The organism is Shinella sp. S4-D37, assembly GCF_040812195.1.
Taxonomy (GTDB): Bacteria; Pseudomonadota; Alphaproteobacteria; order Rhizobiales; family Rhizobiaceae; genus Shinella.
Genome location: NZ_JBFNXL010000005.1, coordinates 3,446,166 through 3,462,438, shown reverse-complemented (window position 1 = coordinate 3,462,438; position 16,273 = coordinate 3,446,166). Strand labels below are relative to the sequence as shown.

The 16,273-nt window shown below is 61.2% G+C and carries 16 protein-coding genes and 1 pseudogene; 10 read left to right on the top strand and 7 right to left on the bottom strand.

Going from position 1 to position 16,273, the window contains the following annotated elements:
* Positions 1-13 precede the first annotated feature (13 nt).
* The 4 genes and pseudogenes from ugpE to AB3G45_RS24425 all read left to right on the top strand — a co-directional run.
* Positions 14-856 carry a sn-glycerol-3-phosphate ABC transporter permease UgpE gene (ugpE, locus tag AB3G45_RS24440; RefSeq protein ID WP_367832998.1) on the top strand — a complete coding sequence of 281 codons (843 nt, stop codon included), beginning with the start codon at positions 14-16 and terminating at the stop codon, positions 854-856.
* Positions 857-868: 12 nt separating this feature from the next.
* On the top strand, positions 869-1,984 hold the full coding sequence (locus AB3G45_RS24435) for an ABC transporter ATP-binding protein (protein WP_367832997.1): 1,116 nt from the start codon (positions 869-871) through the stop codon (positions 1,982-1,984).
* Between the two features lie 124 nt (positions 1,985-2,108).
* The gene (gshB, locus tag AB3G45_RS24430; RefSeq protein ID WP_367832996.1) at positions 2,109-3,053 is read left to right on the top strand and encodes a glutathione synthase; all 945 of its coding nucleotides are present in this window, start codon (positions 2,109-2,111) and stop codon (positions 3,051-3,053) included.
* 244 nt (positions 3,054-3,297) lie between these two features.
* Positions 3,298-3,945, top strand: a pseudogene (locus tag AB3G45_RS24425) (magnesium chelatase domain-containing protein); the annotation flags it as partial.
* 108 nt (positions 3,946-4,053) lie between these two features.
* Here AB3G45_RS24425 and AB3G45_RS24420 read toward each other — a convergent pair.
* The 6 genes from AB3G45_RS24420 to AB3G45_RS24395 all read right to left on the bottom strand — a co-directional run bounded on the left by AB3G45_RS24420 (position 4,054) and on the right by AB3G45_RS24395 (position 9,941).
* The gene (locus AB3G45_RS24420) at positions 4,054-4,842 is read right to left on the bottom strand and encodes a hypothetical protein (RefSeq protein WP_367832995.1); all 789 of its coding nucleotides are present in this window, start codon (positions 4,840-4,842) and stop codon (positions 4,054-4,056) included.
* Positions 4,843-4,879: 37 nt separating this feature from the next.
* A complete protein-coding gene (locus AB3G45_RS24415; RefSeq protein WP_367832994.1) occupies positions 4,880-5,491 on the bottom strand; it encodes a hypothetical protein in 612 nt (203 codons plus the stop codon).
* Positions 5,491-5,778 (bottom strand): hypothetical protein, encoded by a 288-nt coding sequence (locus tag AB3G45_RS24410; RefSeq protein WP_367832993.1) that lies wholly within the window; start codon positions 5,776-5,778, stop codon positions 5,491-5,493. Before AB3G45_RS24410 ends, AB3G45_RS24415 begins: the two co-directional genes overlap by 1 nt.
* On the bottom strand, positions 5,775-6,311 hold the full coding sequence (locus tag AB3G45_RS24405) for a hypothetical protein (RefSeq protein WP_367832992.1): 537 nt from the start codon (positions 6,309-6,311) through the stop codon (positions 5,775-5,777). The genes AB3G45_RS24410 and AB3G45_RS24405 overlap by 4 nt, the downstream gene beginning before the upstream one ends.
* Before the next feature lie 10 nt (positions 6,312-6,321).
* Complete coding sequence (locus AB3G45_RS24400) at positions 6,322-8,319, bottom strand: AAA family ATPase (RefSeq protein WP_367832991.1); 1,998 nt, start codon at positions 8,317-8,319, stop codon at positions 6,322-6,324.
* Positions 8,320-8,510: 191 nt separating this feature from the next.
* On the bottom strand, positions 8,511-9,941 hold the full coding sequence (locus tag AB3G45_RS24395; RefSeq protein ID WP_367832990.1) for a hypothetical protein: 1,431 nt from the start codon (positions 9,939-9,941) through the stop codon (positions 8,511-8,513).
* Between the two features lie 914 nt (positions 9,942-10,855).
* On the opposite strand from AB3G45_RS24395, the gene AB3G45_RS24390 reads away from it, so the two are divergent.
* Positions 10,856-11,329: a hypothetical protein gene (locus tag AB3G45_RS24390; RefSeq protein ID WP_367832989.1), complete on the top strand. Its 474-nt coding sequence runs from the start codon at positions 10,856-10,858 to the stop codon at positions 11,327-11,329.
* Positions 11,330-11,418: 89 nt separating this feature from the next.
* On the opposite strand, the gene AB3G45_RS24385 is transcribed toward AB3G45_RS24390, so the two are convergent.
* A complete protein-coding gene (locus tag AB3G45_RS24385; RefSeq protein ID WP_367832988.1) occupies positions 11,419-11,976 on the bottom strand; it encodes a thermonuclease family protein in 558 nt (185 codons plus the stop codon).
* Between the two features lie 326 nt (positions 11,977-12,302).
* Here AB3G45_RS24385 and AB3G45_RS24380 point away from each other — a divergent pair, with 326 nt between their 5' ends.
* The 5 genes from AB3G45_RS24380 (at position 12,303) to AB3G45_RS24360 (ending at position 16,198) form a co-directional block, all read left to right on the top strand.
* On the top strand, positions 12,303-12,554 hold the full coding sequence (locus AB3G45_RS24380; RefSeq protein ID WP_367832987.1) for a hypothetical protein: 252 nt from the start codon (positions 12,303-12,305) through the stop codon (positions 12,552-12,554).
* A gap of 197 nt (positions 12,555-12,751) precedes the next feature.
* Positions 12,752-13,660 (top strand): nucleotidyl transferase AbiEii/AbiGii toxin family protein, encoded by a 909-nt coding sequence (locus AB3G45_RS24375; protein ID WP_367832986.1) that lies wholly within the window; start codon positions 12,752-12,754, stop codon positions 13,658-13,660.
* Positions 13,657-14,166, top strand: coding sequence for a hypothetical protein (locus AB3G45_RS24370; protein ID WP_367832985.1), 510 nt, complete (start codon positions 13,657-13,659; stop codon positions 14,164-14,166). The genes AB3G45_RS24375 and AB3G45_RS24370 overlap by 4 nt, the downstream gene beginning before the upstream one ends.
* An 84-nt stretch (positions 14,167-14,250) precedes the next feature.
* On the top strand, positions 14,251-14,433 hold the full coding sequence (locus tag AB3G45_RS24365; RefSeq protein WP_367832984.1) for a hypothetical protein: 183 nt from the start codon (positions 14,251-14,253) through the stop codon (positions 14,431-14,433).
* A gap of 211 nt (positions 14,434-14,644) precedes the next feature.
* Positions 14,645-16,198 carry an ISL3 family transposase gene (locus AB3G45_RS24360; protein ID WP_160872167.1) on the top strand — a complete coding sequence of 518 codons (1,554 nt, stop codon included), beginning with the start codon at positions 14,645-14,647 and terminating at the stop codon, positions 16,196-16,198.
* Positions 16,199-16,273 lie beyond the last annotated feature (75 nt).

Here is a 16,273-nt window from a genome sequence, read left to right as displayed (position 1 = left end):
GAGGGCGCCCGCCATGAACCGCACCCGTCTTTTCGATCATCTTGTCCTCATGCTCGGCGTCTTCGTCATGGTCGCCCCCGTGGTGGTCGCCTTCATGACCTCCACCCACGAGGCGGCCGACATCCACCGCAACGGCCTCTCGCTTGCCTGGGGCGGCCACTTCACCGAGACCTACAACACCGTGCTGACGCGGGAAGGCGGCTTTACCGGCAAGATCACCGGCGCGCGCATGATCTGGAACTCGCTGATCCTCGGCATCGGTTTCGCCGCCGGCAAGATCGTGCTGTCGATGCTCGCCGCCTACGCCATCGTCTATTTCCGCTTCAAGCTGGGCACGCTGTTCTTCTGGATGATCTTCACCACGCTGCTGCTGCCGCTCGAAGTGCGCATCGTGCCCTCCTACGAGGTGATGACCAGGCTCTCGCTCACCAACAGCTATACCGGCCTCATCGTGCCGCTGCTGGCCTCGGCCACCGGGACCTTCTTCTTCCGCCAGTTCTTCAAGTCCGTGCCGGAGGAACTGCTGGAGGCCGCCCGCATCGACGGCGCGGGGCCGTTCAAGTTCTTTATCGACGTGCTGGTGCCGCTCTCGCGCACCATGATCGCCGCCATCTTCATCATCATGTTCGTCTATGGCTGGAACCAGTATCTCTGGCCGACGCTGATGACGAGCGACGAGCGCTTCTTCACGCTGGTGCGCGGCATCAAGCAGATCCTGCTCGTCTGGGTCGGCTCCAACATCCCCGATTACAACGAGGCCTTTGCGCTGGCGATCCTCGCCATGCTGCCGCCGGTCATGATCGTGCTGATCTTCCAGCGGTGGTTCATCAAGGGTCTCACGGAAAGCGACAAATAGGAGGTTCGTCCCATGGCGGCGATCGGCATCAAGGACGTATCCAAGATCTACAATGGCGGGGTGACCGCCGTCAGCGCCGTCTCGATAGACATCGCCGACGGCGAGTTCATCGTGCTCGTCGGCCCCTCCGGCTGCGGGAAGTCGACGCTCTTGCGCATGGTCGCCGGCCTGGAGACGATCAGCAAGGGCGAGGTGGCGATCGGTCCGCGCGTCGTCAACGACGTCGATCCGGCCGACCGCGACATCGCCATGGTCTTTCAGAACTACGCGCTCTACCCGCATATGTCGGTCTACGAAAACCTCGCCTACGGCCTGAAGAACCGCCGCACGCCGAAGGCCGAGATCGACGCCCGCGTGGCGGAGGCCGCCCGCATGCTCGAACTCCAGCCCTATCTGGAGCGCAAACCCCGCGCGCTTTCCGGTGGCCAGCGCCAGCGCGTCGCCATGGGCCGCGCCATCGTGCGCAAACCCTCCGCCTTCCTCTTCGACGAGCCGCTCTCCAACCTCGATGCGAAACTGCGCGTCTCCATGCGCGGCGAGATCAAGCGCCTGCAGCGCCGCGTCGGCACGACCTCGATCTATGTCACCCACGACCAGCTCGAAGCGATGACGCTCGCCGACCGTCTCGTCGTGCTCTCCGGCGGCAGGATCGAGCAGGTCGGTCGCCCGCTCGACGTCTATCATCGTCCGGCTACCACCTTCGTCGCCAGCTTCATCGGCTCGCCCGCCATGAACCTCGTCAACGGCGAACTGCACGGCGGCAAGCTCGCGCTCGGCCCCGCCCTCATCGATCTCGGCGCCACGGTGCCGACGCAGGGCGCCGTCACCGTCGGCCTGCGCGCCGAAGACCTGCACATCCACGAGGGCTCGAATGGCGACCTGCCCTTCCGGCTCGACTATGTCGAGGAACTGGGCGCCCAGCGCCTCGTGCACGGCTTCGTCGGCGGCCAGCCGCTCGTCGCCGCGGTCTCCCCGGAGAACCCGCTGCCGGAAACTGCATCGCTCTCGATCGCACCTTCGCGGCTGCATTTCTTCGACAGCGCCAGTGGCCGGCGGATCGACTGGTCGGGCGAGGATCGGCCGGAAGCGCGCGCCGCGTCCATTCCCGCCCTGGAGGCCGCATCGTGATCCGCATGAAGGCGGGTGGAGAAAGAGGCCTGGAACCTTGGGCCTTGCCTGACCCCGTGCGAGGCCCGTTGCCATCGCGCCGCCCGCACCCTAAATGTGTCGGGCATTCCTGAGGGGACTTTTCATGGCAAAGATCAAGAACGTCGCGGTCCAGATGGACCATGTGTCGACCATCAACATCGCCGGCGATTCCACCTTCGCCATGAGCCTGGAGGCGCAGAACCGCGGCTACAGGCTGTTCCACTACACGCCCGACCGCCTCAGCCTCCGCGACGGCAAGGTCTATGCCGCCGCCGAGCCGATGGAACTGCGCGACGTCAAGGGAGATCATTTTACGCTCGGCGCGCCCGAGCGCATCGACCTTGCGACGATGGACGTGGTGCTGCTGCGCCAGGATCCGCCCTTCGACATGTCCTACATCACCTCGACGCATCTCCTGGAGCGCATCCATCCGAAGACACTCGTCGTCAACGATCCGGCCTGGGTGCGCAACTCGCCGGAGAAGATCTTCGTCACCGAATTCGCCGACCTCATGCCGGCGACCCTCATCACGCGCGATCCCGCCGAAATCCGCCGCTTCCGCGACGAGATGGGCGACATGATCCTGAAGCCGCTCTACGGCAATGGCGGCGCCGGCGTCTTCCATTCCACCAAGGATGACCGCAACCTCTCGTCCCTCCTCGAAATGTTCGGCCAGATGTTCCGCGAGCCCTTCATCGCCCAGCAATACCTGCCGGACGTGCGCCAGGGCGACAAGCGCATCCTTTTGGTCGACGGCGAACCGGTCGGCGCCATCAACCGGGTGCCCGCCGAACACGACGCCCGCTCCAACATGCATGCCGGCGGCCGGCCGGAGCCGACCGAACTGACGGCGCGCGAGAGGGAAATCTGCACCCGCATCGGCCCGGCGCTGCGCGAGCGCGGCTTCCTCTTCGTCGGCATCGACGTCATCGGCGATTACATGACCGAGATCAATGTGACCTCGCCGACGGGCATCCGTGAGGTGCAGAAATTCGGCGGCGCCGACATTTCCGCCCTGCTCTGGGACGCCATCGAAAGCAAGCGCTGAGCCGCCTGCCGGGGCGGTTCGTTCGCGAACGGGCCGCCTTCGTTCCGCAATTGCAACCGGATGCAACCGGTGCGCGGAAAATTCTCTCGCAAGTTCTATAATTGTTCTTGTTTCATTCCGGATTCCGTGCCAGATTTGCGGCTGCAACCCAGGGGCGGTTGAAGGGGCTATTTTCGGCGAAAACGTGTCGCGGTCGCCTTGCGCAGGATGACGCGCGGCGCTGCGGGAACGGGCGGGGGCAAGCATGGTGGCGCGGGTCGGGACGATTGCATTCCAGGGCATCGAGGGCGTGCCCGTCGATGTGCAGGTCATGGTGGCGCCCGGCAAGGTGGGCATGCAGATCGTCGGCCTGCCGGACAAGGCGGTGGCCGAAAGCCGCGAGCGGGTGCAGGCGGCGCTGCACGCCTCCGGCCTGTCGCTGCCGCCCAAGCGCGTGACGGTCAACCTCGCCCCGGCGGACCTGCCGAAGGAAGGCAGCCACTACGATCTCGCCATCGCGCTCGGCCTCATGACGGCGCTCGGCGCCGTGCCGGGCGATGTGCTGGAGGACTATCTCGTCATCGGTGAACTCAACCTCGACGGCACGATCGCCGCCGTCGCCGGGGCGCTGCCCGCCGCCATGGGGGCCAATGCGCTCGGCAAGGGGCTGATCTGCCCGGCGGAAAACGGCGCGGAAGCCGCCTGGGCCGGGAGCGGCCTCGACATCCTGGCGCCGCGCAGCCTGATCGCGCTGGCCAATCATTTCAAGGGCACGCAGGTCCTGTCGCGGCCGGCACCCGCGATCCGCGCCGGGGCGGCGGACCTGCCCGACCTTGCCGATATCCGCGGCCAGGAAAGCGCCAAGCGGGCGCTCGAAGTGGCCGCCGCCGGCAACCACAATCTCCTGATGTTGTGCTACATTAATTGAAGTTTTGGGTTCAGCGATCGAGGGGCAAAATGATAGCGATGCCGGAAATTGCAGGACCAAGACCAACGGCATTTCGAACATCTTTGCGGGGGTTCAGTCCCTTTGTAGGTTGCACCATGCCGACAGGAAGGCATCGACCTCGTCGTCCGCGATCCCGAAAATCTCGGCGACCTGCGCTCGATCCATCGTTCTGTCGGCGACCCGTTGGGCGACCTTCGCAGGCTTGCACCCGGGTTCCATCTCGTTGATTTGAAGACTTCGGTACAGATCGCCGTATGTCCGCGCACCGACGAGTTCGCGGGCGATCCTCCCCGAAACCTCGAAATGTCGCCAGACATCGACGACGGCGACACCCTGACGGATTTCGTCGCGTAGCGCGTCCAGCATCGCCTTCCGCTTCGGCGGACTATCCTTCCGCCATCGCTTTTCGGCCCACTCATGGATGTCGAGGACTTTTCCGGCATGCGCGCAGTCGCGGACGTACCTGCGCGCGGCGGCCTGAATCTCGGTTGCCCGATGGCGGCGCTGGTCGAGGGCGAGATCGAGTTCGCGGCAGTCGTCGCACTCGATGATGTGCCGTCGTGCTGTCTGCGACTCTTGCGGCGAGCCGCAGTGTTCGCACGTCCGCGATGCCTCTTCCTCTGCGGCTCGGATGTACCAATTGATCATCGTGCGATGCTCGTCCGCAACGCGGACATGGATATCCAGACGACCGAGTTTCTGCTTGACCTGAAGCGTGAACATCCGAGCCGGATCGCCAAGGGTCGCTGCTGCCTCGTCATAAAATCGTTCGACGATGCCATGCCATCCGGGCCGAACGGAAAACTCGGCGTCTTCATTAATCAGGTATCGACGGCGTAGGTTAGTCAGCCAGTTTTCCATAGCGGTTGTTCCTATTTCTTAGATTCAGTAACAACCGCTATCGGAAACGAAGACGCCGGAATTCCTCGCGAAGGTCTTCGTCGAGATGGCGGTGCTGCATGCCTGCGCGCCACCAGCCGACGACATCGTTGACCTCGTCGAGGAAGAACCGTCGGTCGGTGTCGTCGGGCCACGCCTCCATGACGATGTTGGCGACCGGAAACAGTCGTCCGTGTTCCAGGCATACGCGGACGTAGTACCCGACGGCCTCGTCGATAGCCTGGTGATTTCCGGTCTCGAACTGCCGACGGCGAACATGCTCGGCCTCGCAGTCGTCACAACGGACGCGGTGCCAACCTGCACGGCGGATTTCGCCAGGCCGACCACACAACTCGCAGATATCCGCCGACCTCGATCTGGCCTGTCCTGTGATCTCATAGACGGTGTGAATGACATCATCGTCGAGACCCCGAACACCAGGGCGGATGTCAAGCAGGCCCCACTTCTCGCCGAACTTTTCCACCTTCACGCGACCGTGCGAGGCCACGACGAGACCGATGACAGCGTCGCGCGCGATGTCCAGCCAGCCGTTGCCGATATCCATGCCGATGCCTTGAGGCAGAATGCTGCACGCGAGGTCTCGGATTTCGAGTTCATATTCCAGGCGCATCAGTGCCTCCGCGCAAGGACGGTGGCCTGCGCCTTTTCGACGATGGCATCGATCGCGGCCATGCCGTCGGCGGAAATGTATTGCGTCGACGCGACCATCTCGACGACCAGATAGCCGTTTTCTTCGCCGAAACCCGTGACGATGAGGAATGCGCGCACGCTGCCCGGAAGGTCATGCAGCGCCTGCAATGCCTCGTGGACGGCAGGCATCCACTGAGCAGGCACCGAGACCGTCGCATCCGGCATGATGATATTGCCGTAGATATTGTTCAGTTCTTCGCCGGTCATTTCATCATCCCTTTCGTCAACTCCGCGAATGTCCTCGGTTTGAAGGCCACGTCACGGCAATCCACGCCCACATCGCGACTGCGACCTAGAGGTGGTAGTTCACCATGAGAATGACCGAAAAAGTGGAGCGAACCTTTATGCGATCCCGGCCATACACGATGAGCGTAGTGGCTCAGAAAGACGCGATGGCCCTCGTCGGTCGTCTCCAGCGCCGGGGTCGGCGGCGCGGCCCATTCCAGCCCCGCCAGCGTCGGGTGGACGACATTCGGCTTGCGGTAGTCGTGGTTTCCGAGGACAAGGAACTTTCGCCCGCGCAACCTGTGGAAAATCCCGCGAACGCGATCTTCGTTGCCGAGGCCCATCGAGAAGTCCCCGAGGTGATACACGATGTCATTGTCGCCGACGGCGGCGTTCCACTGGTCGATCAGGTGCTGGTCCATCTCGTCGGTGGAGCGGAACGGACGGCCTCCCGAGGTGAGCATGAGAGCGTGACCGAAGTGGGTGTCAGACGTGTAGAACTTTTTCACGAACATCTGACCCTCCTTAGATCGCCAGGGCCAACTGGCGGCGCGGGCGGTTCACGATCTCGTGGACCACAGCACCGTCAATACGATGGTGTTTCAGGAGCATCTCGACGAGTTCCGTGAACGCTTCGCGGTGTTCCTCGAGAATGGCGCGCGCACGCGCTGCCTGGTCGTGCAGGATGTCGTCGATGCTGTGGCGCAGGCTCGGATCGAAATCCTGTGCTCGAGCGAGGTCAGTCATGCCCGCGACACCGTGGGAATACAGCGAGCCACCCATGCCGTAGCTCGCGAGCGCATTCCGCGCCGCATTCGTGGCATTGACCAGATCGACGGAGACGGCATCGCTGTGGCTGCCATAGATCATTTTCTCGGCGGCCAGACCGCCGAGGCAGTGCGCGACGCGGTCCATGTGCCACTGATAGTCCTGGATACCCTCGCGCATGCTGACTACCGCCGCGCCAGCGATGTTGCTCGGCTGGTCCACGATGAAATCGGGTTCCACGAAGACGTCGCGCACACGGCTGCCGGTTACAGCCGCGACGACCGCATGTCCGATTTCGTGGACGGCGATATGACGGCGATAAGCGGGCGTACGGCTCTGGCGGACCGGCAGCGAGGCGCGGACATGGTGGATATCGACATCGGCACGTTCACGGCGTGCGCGGCGGCGTGCGTCGCGAGCCACGCGCTCGAGGTCTGCACCCGACATGCCTTCCGTCTCGCGGTCGAGGCAGGCCACGTCGATGTCCGCATCGAGGTGCTGACGCAGGATAGCGGCCCGCGCCGTGGCATCGGGCAGCGGAATTTCGATGTGGCGGTCGAGACGACCCGGGCGGCGGAGCGCCATGTCGATACCCGACGGATCGTTGGTCGCGCCTACGACGACCACGCCCTCGCGCTCGACAGCGCCGTCAAGGCACTCCAAGAGGCCATTGACCACGCCGCGGTTCCACTCATCCGAGCGTCCGTTGCCGATTGAGCCACGGGCAACGAAGTTGTCGATTTCATCGATCAGAAGGACGCTCGGCGCATGCTTCATGGCCTCCGCGAACGCCGCCCGCATTGCCAACAGAAGATTGCCCTGATGACCTTCACCCGTCCCGAGCCATGCCGAATAGCTGCCGCAGACGAGATGCGCGTCCAACGAGCGCGCCAGCGACTTCGCGAAGGTCGTCTTGCCGCAACCCGGAGGCCCCGACAGCAGGATACCGGTATCGACATCGTTCCAGCGAATGGTGCCGCGGCGCCAGTCTTCCATGTCCTGCGCCAGTTCGAGGCCCCAAGCCGCAGCGGGTCCGTAGCCGTGCATGTCTTCGAGATACGGCGTGTCGTCGGGAACGACGCGCTCGTCAGCCGGACGGCGCTTTGCCTTTGCGGCCTCTTCACGCTCCTGACGCTCGGCTTCCTTTTTCGCGCGTTCGAGCCTATCGGCTTGCACATGGAGGGCGTGGCTCTTGCTAATCGGGCGCGGCGAGCGGAAAGCGACGCTCCGTCGGCGGTGCGGCATCCGCGACAGACGGTAGGCCTCGACGCGCGTGATCGGACGACCACAGGTCGCCGCTGCCTGCACGATCAGGTCGATGTCCAGCTCTACCGTCGTGCGGCTGTCCACGAGCAGCAGCGAGGGGTGGTCGAGGTTTTCGTTCTCGGCGGCGGAGAGGAAGATCGTGCAAGCCACAGGTTCAGGGCGGTCATCGAGGCCGTTAACGGCAAGAAGATGGACTTCGACGGCGAAGGGCGAAGACACCGGTTCTCCCGTGAAGTCGAACTCCGTCTCATCAACGACCAGGTCATCTACGGTGCCTGTCATCTTGGTCGACTTCGCATCCTCCGCGCCGCTCTTCTTAGCCTCGCGGACGTATTCCTCGGCGGCGCGATACCACTGCGACATCGAGGCGTTCATCGGAATGAGTACGAGGTGAACGCCCTTCGGGTCGGGGCCGAGGTCGGCGAAAAACTTCGCGACGTGGAGACGGCAGATTTCGCGCTCGAGCGACAATTTGGTCTTGCTGGCCATGATGGCTAACTCCTGCAAACAGACAATGACGACGCGCCCGCCGGTGCGGCAGGCAGTTGGTCGTCAGGCTATTCGCAGGGTCTGCGTCATCTCTCGGGCCTCCAATTCGGCGCAACCATGCCGCGTATAACCGAAGACGTCAACGCGGCATCCGGGATTTTCGCGCTCCGGTTAACGGAGTGCGATCGACGTCAGAACGGAATGTCCATGTCATCGATATCTTCCCATGCTTCGATGGCCTGAGGCGGAACGATCCCGTATTCGAGGATGCCCTGCTCGTCGCCGGAACGGAGGTCTTCTTTTTCGTCATCTTCCGTGTATCCGTCGTCGGAATACCAGACCTCTTCTTCGATCCAGATGTCCGCGACCACGCCCTTTGCCATCTTTGGCGCCGTCGACGCCGCCGGTGCCTCCGGGAGATCACCCATGTCCTCGTCGGAGACCATGACGGCCATGGCGACCCAGAGACGGAAGGCATTCCGGAGACCTTCATCGTCAAGAACCGAGGTCAGCAAGGCACCAGTCATCGCGCCCGTCCGACGGTTGGGTTCCAAGCGGCCTCTGGTGACATCGCGCCGCCACCGATCAGACAGTTCCTCGGCGGGAATCCTGGTCATGATCTGCGCCTGAGCGAAGTACTTTGTCGGAGGATGTTCGCACTCCTGGAGTATCGAATACCGACGATCCTCAATCCTACCGATCTGCGTCGGGCCGAGGACGGCGGGCTTGTATGAGTAAACCGATCTCGTCGTGCTGGTCGTCGTGAGCTTGAACCGCCCCTCGACAGGCCTACCGGTTCCCGAAGATGACCGCTTCGGCTTGATGCAGATAACCTCGAACCGGATGACATGTTCGGCAATCTCGCGAAGCGCCTTGTCGATGACGCGCATGAAGGAGCCGTTGTGAACCTTCTCGCCAGGCTTGGCGTAACCGATGAACTCAGCCAACTCCGCGACCGTCGGTGTCCACGGCTTCCTGACGCGATGATCGTATCCGGCCATAAGCGCCAGCTTCGGATACAAACGGCCCGAGTACTTGCATTTGAAGAGCGGGAAAACGTTGATGTCGATCCACGTATATGAGCGGCTCTGAAGGATCGCGTCGCGAACGACACCCGGGATCGCGTAGTCGATGAGCGTCTTGCCCGAAAGCCTGTTCGTCGACATTGAAACCTGCTGTATCAACGGTACGCACACCCGGCGCGAGGTATCGGGGTCGGTGATGTGATAGCGCACCCTCGTCGCCATCAGCCGCTCCAGGCTGTCCCAGATGCGTTCCAGGTTATCAACGCCGAGATATCCAGAAAGGCGCTTCATGCTAATGCTATGGTTGGCTTTCTCGATCCCCTTCCGCCGCGCACAGGCAAGCAGGTATTCGTGCAGGGCGATGTCCTGAGCCGTGAGGTTGTCCGCCCCGATCACCGCGGCGGTCTCAATCAGGATGCGCGCCTTCTCGGCCTGCGGGCTGTCGAGGAAGTGTTTCGCAGGAGACGTCTCCTTTTCCCAGTCTCCCGAACGGATGCCGCGCCGGTCCTTGCCGCGAACGATATGATCACCGGATAGCTGGGATGTGATGTATACCTCGGTCCCGTCAGCCCGATAGTGAGAAGTCTGGATTGCCATGGAAGTACTGTTTCCGAATGCGATAAATCTATTATGGCGGCCGGCGACGCATGTAACTATTATTAATCGTGGTGACGTAAATAATATTTCACGAAAACGGAAAACAATTAAACAATTCCTCACGATAAAGATATAGGATTCATCGCGGATTGAAGGTATTTATAACATTTGGGCACAATAAAACAGGATCGAACGCCTAGAGGCTCTACGGAACGTTAACGAAATTCAGTGGTGATATGTAGAAATCAATAGATGAACCGTCCAAGCCACCTAGATTCCTGTCGCCAGAGCCTACGGACAGCGTACCCCTCATTTTCGGACAATCGTGCACAATAAAACAAGAACATTTCCCTTGAGGCTCAACGGAATGTCAGCAGATTCCAGTGGTGATACATAGAAAACAATACCGATAGCTAAATCTGAAAGCGGAATCGTGTTCTTGAGAGTCGGGTTCCCGATTTCTAGAGTATCGATTCTCGAATTTAACGTGCCGCTTCGCTCTTTTTGTTTGTCACCAGCACCCCTTCAACCCACTGCCGGAACAGAAACCTCTTGTAGGATCGAGGAGGAACACTATCGCCCGGATAGCCGAGGCTAACAGAATCTATCGTGTTCGGACTTCGAGACTACCCCGGTTTCGAAATGAATCTCGTGAGCAGGAATGATCGCAGGGGCGGAGCCCTGCTGGGGCGCGACGACCATCTCGAATTGAAATCTACATGTAGGCAAAATTCGACGAGGATATCGGTGGTGTCGGCTTGAGCGACATTGTAGACCGCATTCCGGCAACAAATTTCCCAACAAAAATCTACATGTAGATAAAAATATTTATGCCTACATGTAGATTTCGACTTGTATCGAGTTGCGCCGATGAGCACACTTTGGTTATCGGAGCCAGCGAAGAGGAACAACACATGGCACTGACAGAAGCGCCACTCACGAAACTGGAACTGTCAGCTGTCGAGCGCGCGATGCTCGAAGAGATGATCGGCGAAGCGAGTCCGAAGAAGAAGCGCGGTCGGCCCGTCCGTCATGACCGCACAGGCGAAACCCCAGAACAGCGGACGGCCAGGAAGACCGAACACCAGAGACAGCGTCGTGCTGGACTCAAAGCACGCGAAGCCGAAAAAGGCTCTGTCATCCGTACCGCCGACACTACAACGCGCGCCCTTGCCGATGCCGCGATGATACTCCTGGCGGAAGGCGGAGAAACTGCCGATCGGATCGAGGCGATGCTGGCAGAGGTCTTCGCCGCCCAGATAGGCGCACCGATGTCGATCCGTACCGCATGCCGGAGCCGCTCCCTGAAGCCGAAGTATCTCTCGTACCCACCGCTCTCTCCAGAAGAACGTCAGCGCCGTGCGCTCATGAAGCTGGCGTTTCAGTAGTGCGGGCCGAAATCCCGCTTATCTACTGAAACGAGCCGATTTCAACGGTATACGTCATCTTGATTTGAGAATGGGACTTCCATGTCCCATCAGCACCACGGCTGGCGACGGCCGCTCCAGGTGCGCGCCAGTCCTTCCGAGACGAGGATATTGCCGAGCGACCTGCCGTTACGGACCAGCACCCGGAGCTTGCGGCCATATTTGTCCTCGTCACGCTCGGGCCACGCCTGGAGTTCAAACGGCCCCTGATTGACGAGCTGAAGGAACCGTCTCGTCGCTTTGGCACCCAGCGCCGCCTCGGAAGAGCATTTCGGCTGCCCCACCTCGGGCGTATCGATATCGGCGACCCTGATCTTAGTGCCGTTGTGCCAGAGCGTGTCGCCATCGATGATGCAGTGCGTGCGAACGGCACCCGAGCAGAGCGTGTAAGGCTTGAAGCTTTCCGACCGCACCTTCGACGTTGACGGCGAGGTCTTGATGAACTGCACCGAGGGGCTGACCGTTTCGATGGTCGTCATGTCGGCGGCTTCCTGCGAGATCGCCATACCCGGCATCGGCAGGCCGTGCCTGTCGGCGATGTAACTGTAGCCCGCACCAGCGGAGAATGCGGTGAGCATCGCCAAGCCGACGATTTGTCCGAACGACATGATACCTCCTGATCGTAGTATCCGGCAACATGACCTGGAGGAGTTGAATTCTTGATAGCAAGCTGCCGTCGATTTTACCGATCTCGATATGTCTAGCAGATGAGACGCAAGCATCCGTTACGTCTCATATTGTCCACATTCCTCCGTGTCGTGACGTGACCGGTTCGGCCATCGGCATTGGTCACTTGCATCGTCACGGCGTTACATCGGGTTATTCACGGCGTTACAGGGGATGGCCGATGGCACAGGGGTTTTACAAGACGACGGCGAGACGGCGGGAGCTGTCGAGCAATACGCGAGCGAACCGGCGGGCGGAGGGAAGACCCATGCAGCCGCACATAGTCGACGAGGCGCTTTCGGCGGCGATCCAGGCGGCGACCAAGCGGAATGTCCGGGCGGCGAAGAACGGCCGTTCTGTCTCGGAGGCTGAGACGCAGGCGTTCGACCGCATACTGGCCGCCGCCCTCGCTCACCTGGTGGAAGTGCGCGGCCTGAACCCCGAGAAGTGCTATGCCGCCCTCCAGCAGCGCCTCTTCAAGCGCAGACGCTACACAGGCATACCGTCGAAAAAGCCATGACCCTTGGTATACCCAGAGTCGTTTTCGGTGTTCTACGGGCATCCTAGACGGTTTTATGAGAGGCGGTTGCCTCGATTTCCCCCCATTACTCCCTTTTTCGGAATCGGATCGGCCGAAAATCACGGCGTTACTTTTGTCTCTTGCATCGCCGGTTGCCACGATTTCATCAGTCAACAAGAACGTATGAGGGGATCGACATGGGAAGGGCAAGATCATCAGGAATATTCGAGAGCGTCGGCACGAAGCTGAAGAAGGCCGTCAAAGACCACAATCTCGACATCGACATGGCGGCGGGCCGTATCCTCGCCGAGGGCGTGCTTCGCTACTGGCCGGAAGGTATGGGGCCTGCACCGATTCTGCTGAAGGGCGGCGAGCTGTTCGACCAGCGGGTCCGCGAGACGCAGGATGCCGACATAGTGACCGTACGTCACTATCTGTCGAACGAGTTCGCCAGCGGCATCCGTCGGATCACGTCGATCCTCGAGCGCGAGGGCATCCGCATTCTGACCTTCTCCGCCGCGCCGAAGGAAATCGACGTCGGATATGGCGAACCGGTTCAGCGGTGGATCATCCGTGGCACCGTCGGCGGTGTCAGGGCCAACACGAGCCTCGACATGACCGTGGCGCGCGGCCCGCAGGCGCTGTCTCGCGCGATCGAAGTCACCGAAATCCCGTCGCTGATCGACGTGCTGCCACCGCTCACCATCGCCGTGCAGCCTCTCGAAGCCGCCGCCGCCGAGAAGCTTCTGGCCGTCGCGCTCCAGTCCGAGAACGACTTCCGCGTCCGGCACCTGGCTGACGTCGTCAACGAAGACCTGTGGGATGGCGTGGACTGCCGGGATGTCGCGCGCGAGCTGGTCAGGGTCTGCGAGCATCGCGGCATCGACATCGACACGCTTCCGGAGACGATCCAGTGGCCGAGGATCAGCCGCCTCGAAGCGTCGTGGGAAAAGGACCGGTTGGCTGGCAAAACGAACCTGTCGATCTTCAACGCATGGGTGGACGCTGCCTATCTCTGGAACGAGGTGCAGGACGAGGTGAACCTGCGTTGCCGTCCGTTCTCGGTGCAGCGCGAGGTCTCGAACGTCGTGAGGATGTCGGCATGAGCAAGTCAGTACAGTCACACCCGGAATTCAGAGAGGCTGTGAAGGCGCTCATCCACGAGATCGACATTCCCGCGCACATCGAGCGGGATATCCGTCACATGGTCGACCCCGGCCTCGGTCGACTCTTAATGGAGTGGTGGACCGCGCAGGATCGGGCCGATGCCGATTTCATCCGCGATCCACTGGACGACGGCGACGACCCAGCCTGGTACCGCACAGACGGCTGGCCGAACATGGGCGGTGGCGAGGATGCCGTCCTCCGCAGGAAGTGGGAGCAGCGTGCACGCTTGTGGATGCGGTGGCACGGCGACGACGTGTTGCACGTCGTCGACTGGCTGATCTGGTCGCTCCGCGTCGGCCAGGGCTGGCTACACGACCTCAATGAGGCCGATGAGCCGACGGTCCTCGCGGAAGCCGCCACCCTCGACGATCTCGTCGACCTGGCGACCGAAGGGCTCCGTCACAGGCCAGCGAGCGAGAGCCCAGATCGGCAAGGAGCACGATGACATTCTTTCCGGCGATTTGCGCCGGCGGAAACCAAGCAACGATATCAGGATAACCGCCATCAAGGCGGATAGAGGGGAAGGGAAATGGACATCATGGAAATCAACGCGAGGTACCTCGCCAAATACCTGCCGGACCTGGACGTTGCCGAGCGCGCCGTCATGGAGCCGTATCTCAGGGGTCTGGAGACCTGGACCTGCCGTCATCCGGTAACGAAGCCTCGCCTCGAGCGGGTTTTTCAATTCGGTCGCATTTTAACGATTTCGTAAGGGATTGCTTCATCCAGAACCGGTAGACCGGTCGGCGCGATGGCGGCGCGTGGCAACACGCGACGAACAGCAAACCCTAGAATGCCAGAGTACCCAATCGTTTTTCCAGTTCAGGCCCAAGAGTGTGTTTCGGCATGGAATAAGGGCTCTGACTCAATCTCGATGATGTTTAGGATTTAATTGGCGTGGTTTTCTCTGGAGAATCAGCGCCATGCAGACCCGAATTCGACTTTCCGATCTGATCCCCGCCGAATTCAACGTTGAAGCAGTGCACGATGCGGCTGGCGCGATCGTTGTCGTGGCGTCGGGCCGTGCACTAGAATGCAGATGCCCCCACTGTGGAACCCTTTCTCGGCGTGTTCATAGTCGCTATCCTCGGATGCTTGCCGATCTGCCGTGTGCGGGCCGGCGGCTCGAACTGAACCTAACCGTCAGACGCTTTGTCTGTAATGCCGGCAATTGCCGCCGAAAGATTTTCGCCGAGCGCTTCGGCGACGATGTAATTCGCCCCATGGCTCGCCGGACAGCACGCCTGGACTGTCTGGTTCGCCATCTCGCTCTCGCATTGGGTGGTCGCCCGGCGGCCCGGTTTGCAGATCGTCTCGGATTCCCGGTGAGTAATGATACGCTGCTGCGAACCGTTCGCCGATACGATCGCCCCGCGCCGATACCTCCGAACGTCATCGGCATTGATGACTGGGCCTGGCGACGCAATCATCGATATGGCACCATCATTTGCGATCTTGAACGTCGAAGGGCAATCGCATTATTGCCCGACAGGGAACAGGCGACCGCCGAGGCCTGGCTGATTCAGCAACACCAGATCGAGATCGTCGCACGAGACCGTGGTGGTGGATATGCGCAGGCCGTCTCACGAGCCCTGCCACACGCCAACCAGGTTGCCGACCGTTGGCATCTGATGGAAAACGCCAGCCACGCCTTTCTTGACGCCGTTCGTAAATCGATGCGGCAGGTCCGGGTGGCAATCGGCACTGCAACCGTAAATCCGAAGCTTCTGACTGCCGCTGAGCGGCTGCAATACGAGGGATATCTGCGACGTGAAGAGGCAAATGCCGTTATCCGCGGATTCGTCGCCGATGGTGTCTCCATCAAGGAAATCGTGCGCCGAACTGGGCATAGCCGAAAGCTGGTCCGCAGTGTCGTTCGTGGTCAGCGGACAGACATCTTCCGGGTCCGGCAAACCTCTCTCGAACCCCATCTGCCTTGGCTTGAAGCTCAATGGGATGCTGGATTGCGTAATGGCGCCGAACTGTGGCGGCAGCTTCGACTGGCTGGTTTTGGCGGAAGCCTGCGTGTTGTCACCGAATGGGCAACGAGACGAAGGCGGGCAGAAAAGGCTGAAAGCGGACTTGGTCATTCTCCCGCCGCGCGCACCGTCGTTCGCCTGATGACCCTCGAGCGCAACAACCTGACCAAGGCTCAAACGATGACGGTTGCCGCCATCGAAGAGAGGCTGCCAGACCTTGTCGAGGCCAGGGATGTCGTTGAGAGCTTCCATGACATGTTGCGCCGCAAATCCTCCGGTGATCTGGAGGCCTGGATCGAACGCGCGGCGAAAAGCCTGGTCGCATCATTCGCGAATGGCGTTATCCGAGACCGAGCCGCAATCCAGAATGCCATAACCTCCAAGTGGTCGAACGGCCAGACGGAAGGCCAGATCACAAAGCTCAAGCTCATCAAACGGCAAATGTACGGGCGCGGAAAGCTCGATCTGCTTGAAGCACGCATCGTTGGAGTGCCGTGACGTCATCGAGATTGATGGTGTGGAACGGCCCTTCGCACCGGCATCGAGGATGCCTAATGTGGTGACGCCAATCGC